Origin of the sequence: Pseudomonas syringae, assembly GCF_023278085.1 — a bacterium.
In the GTDB taxonomy this organism is placed as follows: domain Bacteria; phylum Pseudomonadota; class Gammaproteobacteria; order Pseudomonadales; family Pseudomonadaceae; genus Aquipseudomonas; species Aquipseudomonas syringae_Q.
Genome location: NZ_CP066265.1, coordinates 5,402,736 through 5,423,494 on the forward strand (window position 1 = coordinate 5,402,736; position 20,759 = coordinate 5,423,494).

A 20,759-nucleotide genomic window follows, 5' to 3' on the forward strand; every position below is an offset into this window, starting at 1 on the left:
AAGAAACGACCTTGTTTGGGCAATCGCCACCTATCGGCAACCGACAAAATTCGCTGAATTTTCCCCGGCCCGCAGCACTCCCTTCTCTACGCTTTATAGAAAACAGAACATCTCGAGTGACCGCATCTATCGTGATTTCAACTGCCGAGGTAAGATTTTCATGACGTCTCTTCAAGTGATGACCGGCGCAGCCGTCGTCAAAACCGTCGTTGAAGAAGCCCGTTCAAAAACCATCTACCAATCATGGATGAATGATCAGGCTCCGGAACATCAACATGATGCGGTCACTTTTCTGAATCATTGCCTGGCTCGCGCCGAACGGGAAGCGTGCGATCTTCCGGCCCGGCCGGAAGCACTCGAGCAGTGGATGGAGCACAACGTCGGGGTCGTTGCCGACCAGTACGCGCATTACCTCAAAGAGCGTCGCATTGGCCGGCCGCGACGGTTTTTCAGGAGCAAGGCCCAGGCGATGTATTTCATCCAGCACGTTGCGCCAGTGAAGCTGGTTGACGGCGCCTGGTTATATGGACTGTTACCGCACTGGGCAGACTATCGATTCCATGGCCTGATTCGCACGTATCTGGAAGAACTGGGCGATGGCGAGCAGGCGCAGAATCATGTGTCGCTGTACCGCAAACTGCTGGCCGACCTCGACTGCGATACCAGCGCTCCGTTGCCGGATGAAGCGTATCTGCAAGCCGCCATTCAGCTGTCGCTGGGCCAGTTGACTGATCAATACCTTCCTGAAGTCATCGGCTACAACCTGGGCTATGAGCAACTGCCGCTGCACTTGCTCATTACCTCGTTTGAACTGAATGAATTGGAGATCGACCCCTATTACTTCACCCTTCACGTCACGATCGATAACGCCAGCACCGGACATGCACGCAAGGCTGCCCAGAGCGTCCTCGAACTGATGCCCGTCGGTCAGGAGCGCGACGAGTTCTATCGGCGTGTCGCCAACGGCTATCGCTTGAACGAGCTGGGCATGGGCTCTGGCGACGTCATTCAGTCGTTCGATCTGGAGCAGGAAGTGGTGGCCATGCTTGAGCGCAAGCGGACCTTCGGCCAGCACATGCATTCCGACTACTGCCGTCTGGATGGCAAGACCGTCAACGAGTGGCTTGCGGAGCCGGATCAGATCCCGGAGTTTCTCGCTGTGCTGGAAAACAGAGGCTGGATCAAGCGTCACGAAGACCCTCTGCACAGTCGCTTCTGGAAGTTGTTCGAAGGCGCTGGCGCGCCGATGTTCGGTGTGTTCAATGGCTACGAAAAACAGCTCATGCACGACTGGATTGCGGGTGACTGGCTCGCCGATGGCAGCGCTCAGGCGACTGTGGGCAAACGCTTGCCCGAAGCGTTTCGTTCACGCTTTCGCAACGTGCAAGGCGTCCAGCCCTCTCCCGCCCTCGCGACGCCGACGCTGGAAGATGTCGACCCGGATGTTCGCGAACTGCACATGAAACTTGAATCGGCGGCGGCGACTGAAAAAATGTCCACCCTGATCGCAAGCATGTCACCCGCGCGGCATGCGACGGCGGCCGGACTGCACGCCACTCGCCTGTTCGTCAGCAGCATGGCCGAACGACTGACCGGAGCACACGCATGAGCCTCCCGCTGCCTGACCACAATGCGTTGATCACGCTCGCAGAACGCCTGAAAACCAATGACTACCGCTTCATCACGCCAACGCCGCTGACCCACCGCCACGTCAATCAACGCCCCGAAAATCGCGTCGCCGCGTCGTTGCGGGATATTTTCGGCTGGAGTCGTCTGATCCCGGAATTCATGCTGCCGGTCTCGGAAGCGCAGGGCCTGCTGGAAGCCGGCATTCTTGAGCGCAGCGACGACGGCCTGAAGAGTCGCGTGAGGTTTTCCAGCCTGAATGACCTGCTGCTGGTGCACTCGGCGTTCCCGACCACCGATGAAGACTCGGTGTTCTTCGGTCCCGACACCTACCGCTTTGCGCAGTCCATCAATCGTCATCTGCAGGACACCGCGCATCCGATCAGCCGCGCCGTGGACATCGGCTGTGGCACCGGTGCCGGGGGCTTGTTGGTTGCCGTTGCACGCCCTGAAGCCCAGGTCTATGCCGTCGACATCAACCCTAAAGCGCTGCACTTCGCCGAGATCAACGCCGCTGCAGCAGGTCTGAAAAATCTGCAGTGTTGCCAGAGCGATATCCTCTCGGGCGTGACCGGCAGTTTCGACCTGATCGTCGCCAATCCGCCGTACATGAAGGACAGCAAACGCCGGGCTTATCGCCATGGTGGTGATGCACTCGGTGCGGACCTGTCGGTGCGCATCCTGCGTGAATCACTGGACCGCCTTACACCAGGCGGCTCGCTGGTGCTCTATACCGGCGTGGCGATGGTCGGCGAACACGATCCTTTCTTCGATGCAGTGCGTGGTGATATCGACCATGCAGCGCTGGCATGGACTTACCGCGAGCTGGACCCGGATGTGTTTGGCGAAGAGCTGCTGGAAGACGGTTACGAAGACGTGGACCGTATCGCTGCAGTGGAATTGATCGTCACTCGACGGGCTTGATCAGGCTGCATACTGCCGCCCAGCGCCTCTGACGCGCAAGGGCGGATTCATGTGTGCGTTGCCATCGATACTGACCCGTTGCAGCGGTGGGCTGATCGGCTCGGAGAGCGCTTTATCCAGCCGCACAGAATGATTTTCATCTTTTCATCATTACAAAAAACGCTATAAAAACAGTACGTTAGTTGGATTACAAATGAACTATCAAGAAATTTCTATTGCTGCCGATCCAGATAGATATCTCTGGAAGCCAGATTGTATCGACTGACGTTTCCACATGCTTGACGCTCTAAGGCGTGATCCAGATCCGACCTTAGTGTGATCAAGCATCTTCCGGTTATCCAAGCGGGCTGTAGCGTTAGTACGAAGGTACTTTGTGTAGCACTGACCATTTAATGATGACGGATAATCAATGAACATGATAAATCGTACCAGCTTTGCTACAAAACTCATGGTCGCGTTCATCGCGTGCGCCGTTATTACGCTGGCAGTGGGCGGTCTGGGCATGCTGGGTATAAACCGGCTTTCCGATGCGCTAAAGCTGACGTTCTCGAACAACCTGGTGTCGGTGGCCTACACGAACGAGACCATGACCGCGCTGACCACGCACAACCGCGGTCTCTACCGGCTGCTTGATGCCCGAGACAAAGCCACCGCAGAAAAGATGCGCCAAGGCATCGATGCCGCGCTGGATCGAGCTCAAAAACTCTATGCCTTATACCGTGCGACTCCGCTGGAAGATGACGAGCGGGCAGCGGGCGATCAGTACGATGTAGTGATGCCTTCCTATATTGCTGCCTCGCAGAAAATATTCGACCTGCAACAGGCAGGCAATCTGGAAGAAGCCCGCAATCGACTTACTGAGCTGGCGGAAGGCGATTTCAACAAAGCCCGTGGCTATCTCCAGATAATGGTCGACTCCAACAAGCGTCAGATCAAAGAAGGTGCGGATGCGGCTGACAAGCTGCAAAACACTTCCGTAATAATGCTGACCATCGGTATCGTCATTGCGTTTCTGGTGGCGATCATGTTGGGTTTCCTGATCACTCGCATGATCACCAGACCGTTGAAAGAGGCCATCGAAGTTGCGCAGCGTATTGCGTCAGGCGATCTGACTCAGCCTGTTTCCAGCACTCGAGGTGATGAAGCCGGGCACTTGCTCAACGCGATCGGTACGATGCAAAGCAGCTTGAAACGGACGATTCAGGAGATTTCCAGCGCGTCCGATCAACTGGCCTCCGCTGCGGAAGAGCTCGGCGCAGTGACCGAAGAAAGCACTCGCGGTCTCACCCGTCAAAACGACGAAATCCAGCAAGCGGCGACAGCGGTCAATGAGATGACCGCCGCCGTAGAAGAAGTCGCTCGCAATGCGGTCTCCACTTCAGATGTATCCAAGACCCTGGCCAACGATGCCGTCCATGGCCGTGGACAAGTCGATGATACGGTCAAGGGCATCGGCACCATGGTCAGCGAGATCACCGAGTCCACCGGGTCGGTCACGACGCTCGCCGGTCATGTTCGGGACATCAGCAAGGTGCTGGAAGTGATCCGCAGCATCGCCGAGCAGACCAATTTGCTGGCCCTCAACGCGGCCATCGAGGCGGCACGCGCAGGCGAACAAGGCCGAGGATTTGCGGTGGTGGCCGACGAGGTTCGTGCACTTGCTCACCGTACACAGGCTTCGACTGTTGAAATCGAAGGCATGATCGGGACGGTGCAGTCCGGTGCCGATGGCGCCGTCGCTGCGATGAGCAAAAGCCTGGCGACCGCTACCAACACCCAGCAACTCGCCGTGCGCGCAGGTACCGCGCTGGAAAAAATCACCAGCGGCGTCGGGACCATCAACGAGCGCAACATGGTCATCGCGTCGGCTTCCGAAGAGCAGGCGCAGGTCGCACGCGAAGTCGATCGCAACCTGGTCAACATTCAGGAACTGAGCGCGCAGACAGCAGCGGGCGCCAATCAGACCAGTGCATCCAGCCACGAATTGTCACGTCTGGCGACATCGTTCAACACGATGGTTGCGCAGTTCAAGCTTTGAGCCCCACATGAACAACGCTGGCTGATCCTGCACCTTGCATAGGTCAGGATTCGTCAGCGTGTTCAACCTGCCCTGTGGCCGCAAGCGCCACAACTTCCACGACAGTCCGATCTCCGCCTGCTAATGTCGCGACAGGCGGCCACGCCGTGCCGCCGATTGACAGGAGGTCACTGTGCGTCGGGATTACCTGGCTTTTTTCATCTCGCTGTTTCTATCAAGGCTCGCCGACCAGATCCTGCTGTTCATCGTACCGCTGGTGGTGTTCCAGACCACTCATAGCGCGTCCTGGGCCGGGCTCGCGTTTTTCGTCGAATCGCTGCCGCGCTTTCTCGCGTTTCCGTTGTGCGGAGCCTTGTGTGACAAGTTCTCGCCCATCAGGATGCTGCACATCAGCCAGATTTACCGCGCGCTGCTGTGCATCATTGCCATGCTGCTCTATGCACTGTTCGGCGGTATCGCCTGGCTGGTAGTGCTATCCGCGCTGTGCGGCGTACTGACCACCCAAGGCATCATGGCCCGCGAGGTGCTGATGCCGCACATCTTTCAGCACTACAGCTACACCAAAACCCTGTCCTACTCGCAGATCGCCGACCAGACCGGGCTGGTCCTCGGACCGCTGCTGGCCGCGTTGTTACTGGATATCCAGGCCTGGCACTGGGTGGTGATGTGGGTCGCCGGACTGTTCGTACTGGCTGACCTGAGCATGCGGGTGTGGCAGCGCAACAGTCGCATCACACTTGAGGTACACGAGCAGCATCGGGACATCTGGCTGCAACCCCTGCGCATTGCGTTCAGGCACATCCGCGAGCTGCCAGAACTGCAAAAAATCATCACCTTGGCCGTGGGTGTAAACCTGATCGTCGGCGTCACCCTGGCGACCTCGGCAGCCATGGTCATTGGCCAATACAGCGCCGACACGAGCGACTACGCCGGACTGCAGGCGGCAGGTGCAGTGGTCACCATTGTGATCCTGTTCTTCCTGGCCCGAGTGGTACTGCCCCTGCGAGTACTCGGCGGCGTCGCTTACCCCATCATCGCCGCAGGCGCCTTCATCACCGCCCTGAGCCCGAACCTGGCGGGTTATACAATAGGTTTCCTGCTAATCGTCGGCTTCGACAAGATGTTCAACCTCTACATGCGCAGCCTCCGCCAGCGAGTCATTCCACCGCAGGACTTCGGCAAAACCGTGGGCGTGATCACCTTGCTCAACAACCTGTCGCAACCACTGGCTGGTTTGCTGGTGGCACTGCTGGCAGCGCCTTTGGGGGTACAGGGGGTGGTTCTGGGAATGGCTGCGATGACGGCGTTGTTGGGGGTGGTTGCGGTATGGTGGTTTGTTGGGGTGGGTCGCACTGTTGCTTCATCGACGTTTGGGGTTGATCAGAAGGGTGGGGATTGAGCGTGGGGCCTGGAATGGTTGCACTTTTTTGAGTTTATCCACAGGCAGTGGTGGTGTTTTTACTAGGCTGCTCTAACCGCTTCTTGCTCTGCTAGCAGGGTGCTGAGGGTTGTAGTGGTCAACTGGTCCCGGACACAGCACTCTTGTCATGGTCTGTTTTATGTTTTTTGGCCCCTAGGGGATTCAAGCGCAGCGGCTAAGATGCCTGAGCGAAGTCTTGGCCACCGGCCTGCTTCCGTCCCAATGAAACCTCAAGGAGATGGGTGCAATGTCGCGTAAAGTTTTTGTAGCCGGCGCATCCGGTGTAATCGGCAGAGCCCTGCTCAAGCTCTTGGTGGCTGCGGACTACAGCGTATATGGCGCTACACGTCGCGCTGAAAGAGTGAAGGACATTGAGGCCACAGGTGCTACGGCAGTAGTGGTCGATGTCTATTACGCCGAGCGTTTAAACGAAGAGTTGGTCCGCATACAGCCATGGGCTGTTATTCATCAACTGACAGATCTGCCTCGTGGCCTAAGTCCCGAATTGATGGCAAAAGCGGTCGAGAACAACGCACGTATCCGTACAGAAGGAACGCGTAATCTGGTAGCCGCCGCTCGAGCTGCTGGCGCTACCCGTCTGATAGCTCAAAGCATCGCCTGGGCCTACCGTTCAGGCGACACCCCTTATCTCGAAACATGTCCTCTAGACGTGGAGGCACAAGGCAGCCGTGGCATAAGCGTGGGGGGTGTGGCGGCCTTGGAAAAGCAAGTGCTGAGCGAGCCTACATTGAACGGAACCGTCTTGCGCTATGGCCAGTTATACGGGCCCGACACTGGCACTGACGAGCCTACAGGCACCAGCCCTGTGCACGTAGAAGCCGCTGCACGCGCCGCACTGCTGGCGTTGCAAACAGAGCAAAGTGGTATTTTCAATATCACTCAGGACAGCCCGACCGTCAGCAACGAAAAAGCCAAGCGCATACTGGGATGGTCTCCTACCGTGGAGGCTTGACGCCCCAACGCAGCTACCCCGTACGAAGGCAGGCTTTCTATCTCCAGTCGCTTGCCTGCCACGGTCAATAGATGGCAACTTTCAGACAGGAAAGTGTTATGAAATCACTGGACAATATTTTTCATGAGTTACATAACCATGGTCTTTTGATCCTGGCCAATGTCAGCGATGCAGGCGGGGCAAAAGTCGTGGAGTCATTGGGTGCCACCGCGATCGCAACCAGCAGTGCGGGCATGGCGTGGGCGCATGGTTACGCCGATGGCAACCAGCTCCCCCTTACGCGGCTGGCAGCCAGCGTTGAATCTATGACGCGAATACTGCGCGTCCCCTTGACCGTAGACATTGAGGCAGGTTACTCCGACGATCTCCAACACGTAGCCCGCGTTGTCGAAGCGGTTGTCGCCGCAGGCGCCGTGGGTATCAACATCGAAGACGGTACCGCACCACCGGAAGTACTCGTGAGCAAAATCGAAGTTGCCCGAGAAGTCGCCAACAAGCACGGCATTAATCTGTTCATCAATGCGCGCAGTGATGTCTATCTGAAAAGCTTGGTGCCCACCGTCCAGCGTCTGGATGAAATCATCCGGCGTGCAGCGCTTTACGCACAAGCAGGAGCCAACGGCCTGTTCGCCGCAGGTATGGTCACACCTGCCGAGATTTCCATACTCTGCAACACCTCCACGCTACCGGTGAACCTGCTTGCACGCGATGGGCTGTCGGCACCCGACGATTTGCAGCGCTTAGGCGTAAGACGCCTGAGCGCCGGTTCAAGTATCGCGGAGTTCCTTTACGGAGCGATGGAAGGGCTTGCGCGCTATTTCATTGAGCGCGGGCAGTTGGATACGCAAGCGCTTAAGGGTTTTACGTATGCAAAGTTGAATGGATTAATGGGGGAGCGTGGATAAAGCTACACGCCCACAGGCAGAGTACGCGGTGGTGCCCAGGGGCCACAGCCCAGGCGTACTGGGGAAACGCCTGCTGGCTTGGCAAGGTCTTGGAGCACACTACCGGGTCATGAACCGAGCGGTTAAACGGCGCCAGCCCGGATCTAACCGGATCTAAGAAGCAGCGTCGACTGTATGTCGCGCTAGCCGAGTAGCACATCAGCAACCTTGCTGCTCGGCTAGTTGCGGCTGGCGCCAAAAAGAACCGCATAAGCGAAGAGGCGATTTTAGAGAAATCTGCAGCAGTTTTAATTCACGTGCCACAGTTTTAATTTTTTAAAATCAGCAGCCACCACCTGTGGATAACTCACTCCACCGTAACCGACTTCGCCAGATTCCGCGGCTGGTCAACATCAGTCCCCTTCAGTACAGCCACATAATACGAAAGCAACTGCAACGGAATGGTGTACAGAATTGGCGCCAGCGCATCGATGATGTGTGGCATGGCGATGACGTGGGTGCCCTCGCCGTCTTTCATACCGGCCTGTTCGTCAGCGAATACGATCAACTCACCGCCGCGTGCGCGGACTTCCTGCAGGTTGGATTTGAGTTTTTCCAGCAGTTCGTTGTTCGGTGCGACGGTGACCACCGGCATGTCGGCATCCACCAGCGCCAGCGGGCCGTGCTTGAGTTCGCCTGCGGGGTAGGCTTCGGCGTGGATGTAGGAAATTTCCTTGAGCTTGAGTGCGCCTTCCATCGCCACCGGGAATTGCGCGCCACGACCGAGGAACAAGGTGTGGTGCTTTTCAGCGAACAGCTCGGCGACTTTCTCGATGGTGCCGTCCATTGCCAAGGCTTCGCCCAAGCGGGTTGGCAGGCGACGCAGTTCTTCAACCAGTTGCGCTTCGACGCCCTGCTCCAGCGAGCCTTTGACCTGGCCCAGCGACAGGGTCAGCAGCAGCAAGGCGACCAGTTGAGTGGTGAACGCTTTGGTCGAAGCCACTCCGATCTCTGGACCGGCCTGGGTCAGCAGGGTCAGGTCGGATTCACGTACCAGTGAGCTGATGCCCACGTTGCAGATCGCCAGGCTGGCGAGAAAGCCCAGTTCTTTGGCGTTACGCAATGCAGCGAGGGTGTCGGCGGTTTCGCCCGACTGCGAGATCGAGACGAACAGGGTGTCCGGCTGCACCACGACCTTGCGGTAGCGGAACTCGCTGGCCACTTCTACCTGGCACGGGATGCCGGCCAGGCCTTCAAGCCAGTAACGCGCGACCATACCCGCGTGATAGCTGGTGCCGCAGGCGACGATCTGAACATTGCGAACCTTGGCGAACAGCTCGGCTGCCTGTGGACCAAAAGCATGAACCAGAACCTGCTGCTGACCCAGACGACCTTCAAGGGTGCGCTGCACAGCCTTGGGCTGCTCGTGGATTTCCTTGAGCATGAAGTGGCGATATTCACCCTTGTCGGCCGCTTCTGCGCCTTCATGGTATTGCACCACTTCCCGCTCGACCGGTTGGCCATCGACGGTCCAGATCTGCACGCTGTCGCGACGGATCTCGGCGATATCGCCCTCTTCCAGGTACATGAAGCGGTCGGTCACCTGACGCAGCGCCAGTTGGTCGGAGGCCAGGAAGTTTTCGCCCATGCCTATGCCGATCACCAGCGGGCTGCCGCTGCGAGCAGCCAGCAAGCGATCCGGCTGAGCAGCGCTGATGACGGCCAGACCGTAAGCACCGTGAAGTTCTTTCACGGCAGCTTTCAGCGCGACCGCCATATCAGGCGTGTCCTTGAGCTTGTGGTGCAGCAGGTGAACGATGACTTCGGTGTCGGTATCGGAGGCGAACACGTAGCCCAGAGCCTTGAGCTGTTCGCGCAGGGCTTCGTGGTTTTCGATGATGCCGTTGTGGACAACTGCCAGTTCATCGGCCGAAAAATGCGGATGGGCATTGCGCTCGCACGGCGCGCCATGGGTGGCCCAGCGGGTGTGAGCAATGCCCAGGCGACCGGTCAGTGGCTCGCCGGCCAGTGCCTGCTCCAGCTCACTGACCTTGCCGGAGCGACGACGGCGCTCGAGCGTGCCCTCGTTACTGAAAACAGCCACGCCCGCGCTGTCATAGCCTCGGTATTCAAGACGCTTGAGGCCTTCGAGCAAAATGGCCGTGATATTACGTTCAGCAACCGCGCCGACTATTCCACACATGGTTTTCTCCTAGCTGACAGCGGCACAGATCAATGTGATGCCGCGGGCTTGTATCTGTTCGCGTGCCTCGATGGGCAGGCGATCATCGGTGATAAGGGTATGGATGCTGCTCCAGGGCAGCTCCAGATTGGGAATCTTGCGACCGACCTTGTCGGCTTCAACCATGACCACGACTTCCCGCGCGACTTCAGCCATGACCCGGCTCAAGCCCAGCAGCTCATTGAAGGTCGTGGTGCCACGGGTCAGATCGATGCCGTCAGCACCGATGAACAGCTGATCAAAGTCGTAGGAACGCAGCACTTGCTCGGCGACCTGGCCCTGAAAGGATTCGGAATGCGGGTCCCACGTTCCGCCCGTCATCAGCAGAACAGGCTCGTGTTCCAGGTCCGTGAGGGCGCGCGCGACATGCAGGGAATTGGTCATGACCACCAGGCCCGGCTGTCGACCCAATTCGGGAATCAACGCAGCGGTGGTGCTGCCACTGTCGACAATGATTCTCGCGTGTTCACGAATCCGGGCGACGGCCGCTCGGGCGATTGCCTGTTTGTAGCGGGAAACCGGCTGGCTGTTTTCGCTGATCAGTTCTTGCGGAAGCGGTACTGCACCACCATACCGGCGCAGCAAAAGACCGCTGGATTCCAGCGCCGCGAGGTCCTTTCGAATCGTAACTTCAGAAGTTTCAAAACGCTTTGCCAGATCATCAACACTGACTTCGCCCTGCTCGTTGAGCAAGGCAAGGATATTGTGCCGACGTTGTGGTGTATTGCGCTTTGACATGATCGCCTTAAGTTTCGATTCGAAAGATAGCGAAGGCAATCAAAACCTATTTTTCTGGTTTGGTCAAGGCTTGAGAGTTGGCGTGATGCCTTTGTTGGTCCGGCACTGCGATTTGCATGTGCGGTACGGCGCAGAAGGGTGACGCGGAGCGTCACGAAAGGCGTTCCAACGCTGGAGCGTGAGGAACGAGAGGTGTCTAACTGACTCTCGTGCCAATCGCTCCGCGTTGGCATGCCTTGATTGACGCTCCGCGTCACACATCATTGAGACTGTGGATAACTCAATCCTTCTTTATTTTCACCGGGCGCTTCCAACCTTCGATGTTGCGCTGACGGGCGCGGGCGACTGCCAACTGCGACTTATCCACATTCAGGGTGATGGTAGAGCCAGCCGCGGTGTTGGAACCGTCTCCGATAGCCACAGGCGCGATCAGCGAATTGTTCGATCCGATGAATACGTCTTCGCCTATCAGCGTCTGATGCTTGTTCGCGCCATCATAGTTAACCGTGATAGTGCCGGCACCAATGTTGGTCCGCGCGCCAATAATCGTATCGCCCAAATAGCTCAGGTGACCGGCTTTTACACCGTCTCCCAGGGTCGCATTCTTCAACTCGACAAAGTTACCCACATGCGCCTTGGCACCCAGCACACTGCCCGGCCGCAAGCGCGCAAACGGACCGGCATCGCTGCCTTCGCCCAGCATGGCGCCTTCAATGTGGCTGTTGGCTTTGACGACAACGCCCTTGCGCAAGGTGCTGTCCTTGATGACGCAGTTGGGACCGATCACTACGTCGTCTTCAATGACGACCTTGCCTTCCAGAATCACATTAACGTCAATCAACACGTCGCGGCCGACACTGACTTCGCCACGCACGTCGAATCGCGACGGGTCTCGTAAGGTCACACCTGCAGCCATCAAACGACGGGCTTCGCGCATCTGATAATGACGTTCGAGTTCAGAAAGCTGTTTACGATCATTGGCGCCCTGCACTTCCATGGCATCGTGCGGCTGTTCGGTAGCCACGACCAGGCCGTCATTCACCGCCATGGCGATTACGTCGGTCAGGTAGTACTCACCTTGCGCGTTGTTGTTGGAAAGACGCCCGAGCCAGTCTTCCAGATGCATGGCAGGCACGGCGAGAATACCGGTGTTGCCTTCGGTAATTGCTTTCTGCGCATCGGTGGCGTCCTTGTGCTCAACGATCGCGCAAACGCGTTGCTGATCGTCACGAACGATACGACCGTAGCCCGTGGGATCATCCAGCTTCACGGTCAGTAAACCGAGTTGCTTGGGCGTGACCAGCTTGAGCAGACGCTGGAGGGTTTCCACCTCGATCAGCGGCACATCGCCGTAGAGGATCAATACGGTGTCGGCCGACAGTGCAGGCAACGCTTGGGCAACTGCGTGGCCAGTACCCAGTTGTTTATCCTGCATCACAAAATTCAAGTCATCGGCTGCCAGACGCTCGCGCACGCTATCTGCGCCATGACCGATCACCACGTGTATTCCCACTGGGGATAACTGACGTGCGCTGTGGATAACATGGCCCAGCATGGAGTTGCCTGCCACTGGGTGCAGAACCTTGGGCAGCGCCGAACGCATCCGGGTACCTTGGCCAGCAGCGAGAATAACGATATCGAGAGACATGATAGGACTACCAACTGAGCGACAACCGGGCCTGGGGCGGGCTGACTTGAAAGGAGAATTCTGAAAAAAGAAAAAGGGTAGCCGAAGCTACCCTTTTTCTCAATCGCGCACAGGAGTCAGCGGGGTTAGCCGCCGAACTTCTTGCGAATTTGCTGCACGGTGCGCAGCTGAGCTGCAGCCTCGGCCAGACGAGCAGTTGCAGATCCGTAATCGAAATCTGCGCCTTTTTCGTTCAGAGCCTTCTCGGCAGCCAGAACAGCGGCCTGAGCAGAAGCTTCGTCCAGGTCGGCAGCACGTTGCACAGTGTCGGCAAGCACCTTGACCATGTTCGGCTGAACCTCAAGGAAACCACCGGAGATGTAAAACACCTCCGCTTCCCCACCCTGCTTGATCAAGCGGATCGGGCCCGGCTTCAGATCAGTGATCAGCGGCGCGTGGCCTGGAGCGATACCGATATCACCCAGGTTGCCGTGCGCAATCACCATCTCGACCAGACCGGAGAAGATTTCCCCTTCCGCGCTGACGATGTCGCAATGGACTGTCATAGCCATTTGCTTGCCTCAACCTAATTAGCGCCCGTTGCCGGGCGCCGGGATTACAGTTTCTTGGCTTTCTCGATCGCTTCTTCGATGCCGCCGACCATGTAGAACGCTTGTTCTGGCAGATGGTCGTAGTCACCGTTGAGGATGCCTTTGAAGCCAGCAATGGTGTCTTTCAGGGAAACGTATTTACCCGAAGCACCGGTGAAGACTTCTGCCACGAAGAAAGGCTGGGACAGGAAGCGCTGGATCTTACGAGCACGGTTAACCAACTGCTTGTCGGTCTCCGACAGCTCGTCCATACCCAGGATCGCGATGATGTCTTTCAGCTCTTTGTAGCGCTGCAACACGTACTGAACGCCGCGAGCGGTGTCGTAGTGTTCCTGGCCAATGACGTTCGGGTCCAGCTGGCGCGAAGTCGAATCCAGTGGATCTACCGCTGGGTAGATACCCAGGGAGGCGATGTCACGGGACAGTACGACGGTGGCGTCCAAGTGGGCAAACGTGGTCGCTGGCGACGGGTCAGTCAAGTCGTCCGCTGGTACGTATACGGCCTGGATCGAGGTGATCGAACCATTCTTGGTGGAAGTGATGCGCTCTTGCAGCGTGCCCATCTCTTCAGCCAGGGTCGGCTGGTAACCCACTGCAGAAGGCATACGGCCCAGCAGTGCGGATACTTCAGTACCGGCCAGGGTGTAACGATAGATGTTGTCGACGAACAGCAGAACGTCGTTACCTTCGTCACGGAACTTCTCGGCCATGGTCAGGCCGGTCAGGGCTACGCGCAGACGGTTACCCGGCGGCTCGTTCATCTGACCGTAGACCAGTGCCACTTTGTCCAGAACGTTGGAATCCTTCATCTCGTGGTAGAAGTCGTTACCCTCACGAGTACGCTCACCCACACCGGCGAACACGGAATAACCGCTGTGCTCGATGGCGATGTTACGGATCAGTTCCATCATGTTTACGGTCTTGCCGACACCGGCACCACCGAACAGACCGACTTTACCGCCTTTGGCGAACGGGCAGACCAGGTCGATAACCTTGATGCCGGTTTCCAGCAGGTCGTTGCCGCCCGCTTGCTCAGCGAAGGACGGTGCAGGACGGTGAATGCCCCAGCGCTCTTCGGTGTCAATCGGGCCTGCTTCGTCGATCGGGTTGCCCAGCACGTCCATGATCCGGCCCAGAGTCGCTTTACCGACCGGTACGGAGATGGCTGCGCCAGAGTCTGTAACTTCCAGACCACGCTTCAAGCCCTCGGTGGAGCCCATCGCAATGGTACGAACCACGCCGTCGCCCAGCTGCTGCTGAACTTCCAGGGTGGTTCCTGCCGCGCTCTGAACTTCCAGCGCGTTGTAGATACTCGGTACGCTATCGCGTGGGAATTCCACGTCGATCACGGCGCCGATGATTTGAACGATACGTCCGCTACTCATTAGCTGGTTCCTCTAATATTTGAACCGTTAAACCGCGGCAGCGCCGCCGACGATTTCCGAGATCTCTTGGGTGATCGCTGCCTGACGCGCCTTGTTGTAGATCAGCTGCAAATCACTGATCAAATCACCGGCGTTGTCTGTGGCGTTCTTCATCGCGATCATCCGCGCTGCTTGTTCAGCTGCGTTGTTCTCGACCACCGCCTGGTACACCTGCGATTCCACGTAACGAACCATCAGGCCGTCCAGCAGCTCTTTGGCGTCGGGTTCGTAGAGATAGTCCCAGTGGTGCTTGAGCCCTTGATCCGGGGTTGCCACCAGCGGAATCAATTGCTCCACGGTGGGTTGCTGGGTCATGGTGTTGATGAACTTGTTGGATACCACGGACAGGCGATCAATACGGCCATCCAGATAGGCATCCAGCATCACCTTGACGCTGCCGATCAAGTCGTTGATCGACGGCTCTTCGCCCAGGTGGCTGATCGCAGCGACGACGTTACCGCCGAAGTTGCGGAAAAATGCCGCACCTTTGCTGCCGACCACGCACAGATCGATCTCTACACCGTTTTCACGGTTCACCGCCATGTCCTTGACCAGAGTCTTGAACAGGTTGGTATTCAAGCCACCACACAGACCACGGTCACTGCTCACGACGACATAACCGACACGCTTTACTGGGCGCTCGATCATGAACGGGTGGCGATACTCCGGGTTGGCGTTTGCCAGGTGACCAATCACCTGACGAATGCGCTCCGCGTAAGGACGGCTAGCAGCCATGCGCATTTGAGCCTTGCGCATTTTGCTGACCGCCACTTTTTCCATGGCGCTGGTGATCTTTTGCGTGCTTTTGATGCTCGCAATCTTGCTGCGAATCTCTTTTGCGCCTGCCATGTAACACCTATCAGGTTAGCAAGCGGGAGCCTTGCGGCCCCCGCTGCGGCTTACCAGGTTTGGGTGGCCTTGAACTTCTCGATGCCGGCTTTCATGCCAGAATCGATTTCGTCATTGAAGTCACCCTTCACGTTGATCTTCGCCATCAAATCGGCGTGATCGCGGTTGAAGTAAGCAATCAGCGCTTGTTCAAAGCTACCGATCTTGGCGATTTCGACGTCAGTCAGGAACCCACGCTCAGCGGCATACAGCGACAGCGCCATGTCAGCGATCGACATTGGTGCGTATTGCTTCTGCTTCATCAGCTCGGTAACGCGCTGACCATGCTCAAGTTGCTTGCGGGTCGCCTCGTCCAGGTCAGAAGCGAACTGGGCGAATGCCGCCAGTTCACGGTACTGAGCCAGAGCGGTACGGATACCACCGGAAAGCTTCTTGATGATCTTGGTCTGAGCGGCACCACCCACACGGGATACCGAAACACCGGCGTTCACAGCCGGACGGATGCCGGAGTTGAACATGGCCGATTCCAGGAAGATCTGACCGTCGGTGATGGAAATCACGTTGGTCGGAACGAACGCGGAAACGTCGCCAGCCTGGGTTTCGATGATAGGCAATGCGGTCAGCGAGCCGGTTTTGCCGGTCACTGCGCCATTGGTGAACTTCTCTACGTACTCTTCGGAAACACGCGATGCGCGCTCCAGCAGACGGGAGTGGAGATAGAACACGTCGCCTGGGTAAGCTTCACGGCCTGGCGGACGGCGCAGCAGCAGGGAAATCTGGCGGTAAGCCACTGCTTGCTTGGACAGATCGTCATAAACGATCAGCGCGTCTTCACCGCGGTCGCGGAAGAATTCACCCATGGTGCAACCCGAGTACGGTGCAAGGAATTGCAGCGCAGCGGATTCGGAAGCACTTGCAGCCACGACGATGGTGTTAGCCAGTGCGCCGTTTTCTTCGAGCTTGCGAACAACGTTGGCGATGGTCGATTGCTTCTGACCGATGGCTACGTAGACGCAGAAGATGCCGCTGTTCTTCTGGTTGATGATTGCGTCGATGGCCAGAGCGGTTTTACCGATCTGACGGTCACCGATGATCAGCTCACGCTGGCCACGGCCGACAGGAATCATGGCATCGACAGCCTTGTAGCCAGTCTGTACAGGCTGGTCTACCGACTTACGCCAGATCACGCCTGGAGCAACTTTCTCGACCGCATCGGTCTCGGTGTTGTTCAGCGGACCTTTGCCGTCAACTGGATTACCCAGTGCATCGACAACGCGACCCAGCAGTTCCTTACCAACAGGAACTTCGAGGATGCGGCCTGTGCACTTGGCGCTCATGCCTTCAGCCAGAGTCGTGTAAGCGCCCAGTACCACGGCACCTACAGAGTCTTGCTCAAGGTTCAGCGCCATACCGTAGACGCCGCCCGGAAACTCGATCATCTCGCCGTACATTACGTCGGCCAGACCGTGAATCCGCACGATGCCGTCAGATACGCTGACGACTGTGCCTTCGTTACGGGCTTGGGAGGTTACATCGAGCTTGTCGATGCGACCCTTGATGATTTCACTTATTTCGGAAGGATTGAGTTGCTGCATTGCTCTGCTGCCCCTTCAAACTCAAGATTTCAATGCTTCGGCTAGTTGCGCGATTTTGCCGCGAACTGAGCCATCGATAACCAGGTCGCCGGCGCGGATTACGACACCCCCTATGAGAGAGGCATCCTCCGCAGCATGCAGGCGCACTTCCCGGCCGAGCCGTGCACTGAGAACCTTGGCGAGTTTGTCTTGCTGTTCTTGGTTCAATGCGAAAGCACTGGTGACATCCACATCGACCGATTTTTCCTGCTCGGCCTTGTACAGGTCGAACAGTTCGGCGATCTCCGGCAGAAGCGGGAGACGGTCGTTTTCAGCAACGACGTGAATGAAATTCTGTGCCTTGGCATCGAACTTGTCGCCACACACTTCAATAAAAGTGGTGGCCTTTTGTGCGCTCGTCAGTCGCGGGGCCTTGAGCATGCGCTGCATGGTGTCGTCTTGCGACACCGCAGCAGCCAGGCCGAGCATGGCTGACCAATTGGCCAGTTGCTGGTGGGCCTGCGCATGCTCGAAGGCCGCCTTCGCGTAAGGTCGGGCCAACGTGGTCAGTTCTGCCATGATCGCCCTCGCTTAAATTTCAGCAGCCAGTTTGTTAACCAGCTCCGCGTGCGCGTTTTGATCGATTGTGGCGCCCAGGATCTTCTCTGCGCCATTGACTGCCAGGCTACCCAACTGGGCGCGCAAGGCGTCTTTGACACTGTTCAGTTCCTGCTCGATCTCGGCCTGAGCCTGAGCCTTCACACGGTCAGCTTCAACGCGTGCCGTTTCACGGGCTTCGTCGACAATCTGAGTACCGCGCTTCTTGGCTTGCTCAATGATCTCGGCTGCTTGAGCCTTAGCTTCGCGCAGTTGCTGACCCACTTTATCTTGGGCCAGCTCCAGGTCGCGAGCTGCTCGGGAAGCAGCGTCCAGACCGTCCGCGATCTTCTTCTGACGTTCGTGCAAAGCCGCGATGACCGGAGGCCACACGTACTTCATGCAGAACAGCACAAAGATGAAGAACGCAACGGACTGACCAATCAGGGTTGCATTAATGTTCACGCCAACACCTCGCTCGTTCGTTGTCCATCACACCAATCAACTCGAAAATTCGAGTGATCAGCCAGCGAGTTGACCAACGAAGGGGTTCGCGAAGGTGAAGAACAGAGCGATACCGACACCGATCATGGTCACGGCGTCGAGCAGGCCCGCTACGATGAACATTTTGACTTGCAGCATTGGAACCATTTCCGGTTGACGCGCAGCGCCTTCCAGGAACTTGCCGCCCAACAGGCCGAAACCGATTGCAGTACCCAGTGCGCCCAGGCCGATCAACAGTGCAACAGCGATAGCGGTTAGACCAACTACAGTTTCCATCTTTCCTCCCGACTTTTACGTCGTATTGGTTAGGTTTTATTAATTGAAGCGGTAAAACAAAATCATTTTTACATCAGCCCTTGCGGGCACCGCCCCGCCATTGGCGAGACGGTCATCAGACGCGTCGTGAGACGAATCTCAATGGTTATCTTCGTGAGCCATCGACAGGTAGACGATGGTCAGCATCATGAAGATGAACGCTTGCAGGGTGATGATCAGGATGTGGAACACAGCCCAGGCCCACTGCAGCACTATACCCAGACCGCTGAGCCACAACAGACCGCTGCCGAACATCACGGCGATCAGAATGAAGACCAGCTCGCCAGCATACATGTTGCCGAACAGACGCAGAGCCAGAGAAATCGGCTTGGCGATCAGCGTCACGAATTCCAGCAGGAAGTTGACCGGAATCAACAGCGCCTGAACGAAGATATTCTTGCTGGCAAACGGGTGAAGGGTAAGTTCGCCGATGAAGCCGCCGATGCCCTTGACCTTGATGCTGTAGAAAATGATCAGTGCGAAGACCGACAGCGCCATGCCCAGCGTAGCGTTCGGGTCAGTGGTCGGAACGGCACGGAATGGAATGTGCACGTCGCCGGAAATCAGCATCGCCAGTTGTGGAATCCAGTCAACCGGTACCAGGTCGACCGCGTTCATCAGGAATACCCAGACGAAAATGGTCAGCGCCAGTGGCGCGATGACCGCGCTGCGACCGTGGAAACTGTCCTTCACGCTGCCGTCGACGAACTCGACCAGAACTTCAACGAAGTTCTGCAGGGCGCCTGGCTGACCGGAAGTTGCCTTCTTGGCCGCCATGCGGAAGATCAGAACGAAAATCAGACCCAACGCAACCGACCAGCCGAGTGTATCGACGTGGAAAGCCCAGAAGCCCATTTCCTTGGCTTCCGCTGCGGTGTGGGCAAAGCCCCAATCGCCATTGGGCAGGTGCCCGAATGTAAGGTTCTGCAAGTGGTGCTGGATATAGCCCGAAGCTGTTTGCTCTGCCATGGTTGCCTCAAACGCCCTAAGGTCTCGAAAGTCTTGTTCTCGTAAGCAGGGGAGCGAACCAGTTGACCACCTGGATCAACATGAACACGCCGAATACAGCCAGCGGCGCCAACGGCTTCACACCTGCGAACGTCAATGCAAATAGCACTGCCGTGAAAATCAGTTTGCCTGCCTCGCCGGCATAGAACGACCGGACGATGGCTTGCGCTGCTCTGGCCCCGGAAAACCGGAATGCCTTGTGAGCAAAGTATAAATTGGGTAGCCAGGCTATCAGGCCTCCGCAGAGTCCCGAGTATCCCGCCACGACTCCCTGCCACTGCCACAGCACCAAAGCGGCGATGAGCAGGACGATCAATTGAGCCAGCAATAACGGAAAAACCGCCAGGCGATAGAACGGCAAGCGGTCTGGCATGCGGGATTCCATCGCAACTGCTCCTCTGATGTCGGTCGCCATAATCAATAACTTGGCATAATTTGTGCCGACAAAATGCGCGCAGAGTATAGGGGCGGTTCAGCCCCTATTCAACAGTCGGGTAGTGATTTCCGACTATACGCTACAGAGCAATTGTTTCAGCGGATGTGGGCAAGCACACCTTGAAGCTCATCCAGCGAGTTATAACGGATCACCAGTTGACCCTTGCCCTTCTGCCCATGGCGGATTTGCACCGCAGAGCCCAGACGCTCGGCCAGACGCTGTTCGAGCCGACTGATATCCGGATCCGCCTTGGCCGGTTCTGCTGCCTCCGGTTTGCCGCTCAGCCACTGCCTGACCAGCGCTTCGGTCTGGCGTACGGTCAGCCCGCGTGCGACAACGTGTCGCGCCCCTTCGACCTGCCTGTCTTCACCCAGACCAAGCAACGCTCTGGCATGGCCCATTTCGAGATCGCCATGCGACAGCATGGTCTTGATGACTTCAGGCAAGGCAATCAGACGTAACAAATTCGCCACACTGACCCGCGATTTGCCGACGGCATCCGCAACCTGCTGCTGGGTCAGTTGAAATTCTTGCTGCAAGCGCTGCAACGCCATGGCTTCTTCGATCGGATTCAGGTCTTCGCGCTGAATATTCTCGATCAGCGCCATCGCAATCGCGGTTTCATCCGGTACATCGCGAACCATCGCCGGAATCGTTTCGACGCCAGCCTGCTGACTCGCCCGCCAGCGACGCTCACCGGCGATGATTTCAAAACGGTTGTTGCCAACAGGACGAACCACGATCGGCTGCATCACGCCTTGCGACTTGATCGACTGCGCGAGTTCTTCCAGTGCCTGCGGGTCCATGTCACGGCGCGGCTGGTACTTGCCGCGCTGGATCAGGTCCAGCGGCAGATGCTGCAACTCACTTGGCGGAGCCTTGACGGCCTGCTCTTCCAGCGAACTGACGGTTGGACTGCTCAGAAGTGCGTCCAACCCACGTCCGAGACCTCGTTTCTTGACGGCCATG

The 20,759-nt window shown here is 57.4% G+C and carries 19 protein-coding genes and 1 pseudogene; 7 read left to right on the plus strand and 13 right to left on the minus strand.

Annotated features, from left to right (window positions below; genetic code table 11):
• The first annotated feature begins 160 nt into the window (after positions 1 to 160).
• From I9H07_RS23935 to I9H07_RS23960, 7 genes and pseudogenes are all read left to right on the plus strand, one after another.
• Positions 161 to 1,609 carry an iron-containing redox enzyme family protein gene (locus I9H07_RS23935; protein WP_236425278.1) on the plus strand — a complete coding sequence of 483 codons (1,449 nt, stop codon included), beginning with the start codon at positions 161 to 163 and terminating at the stop codon, positions 1,607 to 1,609.
• Complete coding sequence (locus tag I9H07_RS23940; RefSeq protein WP_024673906.1) at positions 1,606 to 2,550, plus strand: methyltransferase; 945 nt, start codon at positions 1,606 to 1,608, stop codon at positions 2,548 to 2,550. Before I9H07_RS23935 ends, I9H07_RS23940 begins: the two co-directional genes overlap by 4 nt.
• A gap of 415 nt (positions 2,551 to 2,965) precedes the next feature.
• Positions 2,966 to 3,730, plus strand: a pseudogene (locus tag I9H07_RS25255) (MCP four helix bundle domain-containing protein); the annotation flags it as partial.
• Positions 3,725 to 4,588 (plus strand): methyl-accepting chemotaxis protein, encoded by an 864-nt coding sequence (locus I9H07_RS25260; protein ID WP_236537390.1) that lies wholly within the window; start codon positions 3,725 to 3,727, stop codon positions 4,586 to 4,588. The pseudogene I9H07_RS25255 and the gene I9H07_RS25260, both read left to right, overlap by 6 nt.
• Positions 4,589 to 4,760: 172 nt before the next feature.
• Positions 4,761 to 5,987, plus strand: a complete 1,227-nt coding sequence (locus tag I9H07_RS23950; RefSeq protein WP_236425280.1) for an MFS transporter — start codon at positions 4,761 to 4,763, stop codon at positions 5,985 to 5,987.
• A gap of 268 nt (positions 5,988 to 6,255) precedes the next feature.
• Positions 6,256 to 6,981 carry an NAD-dependent epimerase/dehydratase family protein gene (locus I9H07_RS23955; protein WP_236425281.1) on the plus strand — a complete coding sequence of 242 codons (726 nt, stop codon included), beginning with the start codon at positions 6,256 to 6,258 and terminating at the stop codon, positions 6,979 to 6,981.
• 98 nt (positions 6,982 to 7,079) lie between these two features.
• Positions 7,080 to 7,886, plus strand: coding sequence for an isocitrate lyase/PEP mutase family protein (locus tag I9H07_RS23960; RefSeq protein WP_236425282.1), 807 nt, complete (start codon positions 7,080 to 7,082; stop codon positions 7,884 to 7,886).
• Positions 7,887 to 8,232: 346 nt separating this feature from the next.
• Here I9H07_RS23960 and glmS read toward each other — a convergent pair whose 3' ends face one another.
• The 13 genes from glmS to I9H07_RS24025 all read right to left on the minus strand — a co-directional run bounded on the left by glmS (position 8,233) and on the right by I9H07_RS24025 (position 20,758).
• Positions 8,233 to 10,068 (minus strand): glutamine--fructose-6-phosphate transaminase (isomerizing), encoded by a 1,836-nt coding sequence (gene glmS / locus I9H07_RS23965; RefSeq protein WP_236425283.1) that lies wholly within the window; start codon positions 10,066 to 10,068, stop codon positions 8,233 to 8,235.
• Positions 10,069 to 10,077: 9 nt separating this feature from the next.
• Positions 10,078 to 10,848 carry a DeoR/GlpR family DNA-binding transcription regulator gene (locus I9H07_RS23970; RefSeq protein WP_200866804.1) on the minus strand — a complete coding sequence of 257 codons (771 nt, stop codon included), beginning with the start codon at positions 10,846 to 10,848 and terminating at the stop codon, positions 10,078 to 10,080.
• Positions 10,849 to 11,125: 277 nt separating this feature from the next.
• Positions 11,126 to 12,493, minus strand: coding sequence for a bifunctional UDP-N-acetylglucosamine diphosphorylase/glucosamine-1-phosphate N-acetyltransferase GlmU (gene glmU, locus I9H07_RS23975; RefSeq protein ID WP_236425284.1), 1,368 nt, complete (start codon positions 12,491 to 12,493; stop codon positions 11,126 to 11,128).
• Positions 12,494 to 12,618: 125 nt separating this feature from the next.
• The gene (locus I9H07_RS23980) at positions 12,619 to 13,044 is read right to left on the minus strand and encodes a F0F1 ATP synthase subunit epsilon (protein ID WP_003413751.1); all 426 of its coding nucleotides are present in this window, start codon (positions 13,042 to 13,044) and stop codon (positions 12,619 to 12,621) included.
• Between the two features lie 44 nt (positions 13,045 to 13,088).
• Positions 13,089 to 14,468 carry a F0F1 ATP synthase subunit beta gene (gene atpD, locus I9H07_RS23985; protein ID WP_024647531.1) on the minus strand — a complete coding sequence of 460 codons (1,380 nt, stop codon included), beginning with the start codon at positions 14,466 to 14,468 and terminating at the stop codon, positions 13,089 to 13,091.
• A gap of 27 nt (positions 14,469 to 14,495) precedes the next feature.
• Entirely contained in the window at positions 14,496 to 15,356 is an 861-nt protein-coding gene (gene atpG / locus I9H07_RS23990; RefSeq protein ID WP_003367855.1) for a F0F1 ATP synthase subunit gamma, read from the minus strand.
• A 50-nt stretch (positions 15,357 to 15,406) separates the two neighbouring features.
• Positions 15,407 to 16,951 carry a F0F1 ATP synthase subunit alpha gene (atpA, locus tag I9H07_RS23995; protein ID WP_002555984.1) on the minus strand — a complete coding sequence of 515 codons (1,545 nt, stop codon included), beginning with the start codon at positions 16,949 to 16,951 and terminating at the stop codon, positions 15,407 to 15,409.
• 21 nt (positions 16,952 to 16,972) lie between these two features.
• Positions 16,973 to 17,509: a F0F1 ATP synthase subunit delta gene (locus I9H07_RS24000; protein WP_007252348.1), complete on the minus strand. Its 537-nt coding sequence runs from the start codon at positions 17,507 to 17,509 to the stop codon at positions 16,973 to 16,975.
• Between the two features lie 12 nt (positions 17,510 to 17,521).
• Positions 17,522 to 17,992 (minus strand): F0F1 ATP synthase subunit B, encoded by a 471-nt coding sequence (locus I9H07_RS24005; protein ID WP_024647532.1) that lies wholly within the window; start codon positions 17,990 to 17,992, stop codon positions 17,522 to 17,524.
• 57 nt (positions 17,993 to 18,049) lie between these two features.
• Positions 18,050 to 18,307 carry a F0F1 ATP synthase subunit C gene (gene atpE, locus I9H07_RS24010; protein WP_002555987.1) on the minus strand — a complete coding sequence of 86 codons (258 nt, stop codon included), beginning with the start codon at positions 18,305 to 18,307 and terminating at the stop codon, positions 18,050 to 18,052.
• Between the two features lie 138 nt (positions 18,308 to 18,445).
• Positions 18,446 to 19,315, minus strand: a complete 870-nt coding sequence (atpB, locus tag I9H07_RS24015; RefSeq protein ID WP_024675083.1) for a F0F1 ATP synthase subunit A — start codon at positions 19,313 to 19,315, stop codon at positions 18,446 to 18,448.
• Between the two features lie 16 nt (positions 19,316 to 19,331).
• Complete coding sequence (locus I9H07_RS24020; RefSeq protein WP_003377886.1) at positions 19,332 to 19,739, minus strand: F0F1 ATP synthase subunit I; 408 nt, start codon at positions 19,737 to 19,739, stop codon at positions 19,332 to 19,334.
• A gap of 146 nt (positions 19,740 to 19,885) precedes the next feature.
• Positions 19,886 to 20,758 (minus strand): ParB/RepB/Spo0J family partition protein, encoded by an 873-nt coding sequence (locus tag I9H07_RS24025; RefSeq protein WP_024675082.1) that lies wholly within the window; start codon positions 20,756 to 20,758, stop codon positions 19,886 to 19,888.
• Between the last annotated feature and the right edge of the window lies 1 nt (position 20,759).

Coding starts and splice junctions, on each gene's coding strand:
- I9H07_RS23935 (WP_236425278.1), top strand. CDS start 161: ATGACGTCTCTTCAAGTGATGACCGGCGCAGCCGTCGTCAAAACCGTC.
- I9H07_RS23940 (WP_024673906.1), top strand. CDS start 1,606: ATGAGCCTCCCGCTGCCTGACCACAATGCGTTGATCACGCTCGCAGAA.
- I9H07_RS25260 (WP_236537390.1), top strand. CDS start 3,725: ATGCAAAGCAGCTTGAAACGGACGATTCAGGAGATTTCCAGCGCGTCC.
- I9H07_RS23955 (WP_236425281.1), top strand. CDS start 6,256: ATGTCGCGTAAAGTTTTTGTAGCCGGCGCATCCGGTGTAATCGGCAGA.
- I9H07_RS23960 (WP_236425282.1), top strand. CDS start 7,080: ATGAAATCACTGGACAATATTTTTCATGAGTTACATAACCATGGTCTT.
- glmS (WP_236425283.1), bottom strand. CDS start 10,068: ATGTGTGGAATAGTCGGCGCGGTTGCTGAACGTAATATCACGGCCATT.
- glmU (WP_236425284.1), bottom strand. CDS start 12,493: ATGTCTCTCGATATCGTTATTCTCGCTGCTGGCCAAGGTACCCGGATG.
- I9H07_RS23980 (WP_003413751.1), bottom strand. CDS start 13,044: ATGGCTATGACAGTCCATTGCGACATCGTCAGCGCGGAAGGGGAAATC.
- atpD (WP_024647531.1), bottom strand. CDS start 14,468: ATGAGTAGCGGACGTATCGTTCAAATCATCGGCGCCGTGATCGACGTG.
- atpG (WP_003367855.1), bottom strand. CDS start 15,356: ATGGCAGGCGCAAAAGAGATTCGCAGCAAGATTGCGAGCATCAAAAGC.
- atpA (WP_002555984.1), bottom strand. CDS start 16,951: ATGCAGCAACTCAATCCTTCCGAAATAAGTGAAATCATCAAGGGTCGC.
- I9H07_RS24000 (WP_007252348.1), bottom strand. CDS start 17,509: ATGGCAGAACTGACCACGTTGGCCCGACCTTACGCGAAGGCGGCCTTC.
- atpE (WP_002555987.1), bottom strand. CDS start 18,307: ATGGAAACTGTAGTTGGTCTAACCGCTATCGCTGTTGCACTGTTGATC.
- atpB (WP_024675083.1), bottom strand. CDS start 19,315: ATGGCAGAGCAAACAGCTTCGGGCTATATCCAGCACCACTTGCAGAAC.
- I9H07_RS24020 (WP_003377886.1), bottom strand. CDS start 19,739: ATGGAATCCCGCATGCCAGACCGCTTGCCGTTCTATCGCCTGGCGGTT.
- I9H07_RS24025 (WP_024675082.1), bottom strand. CDS start 20,758: ATGGCCGTCAAGAAACGAGGTCTCGGACGTGGGTTGGACGCACTTCTG.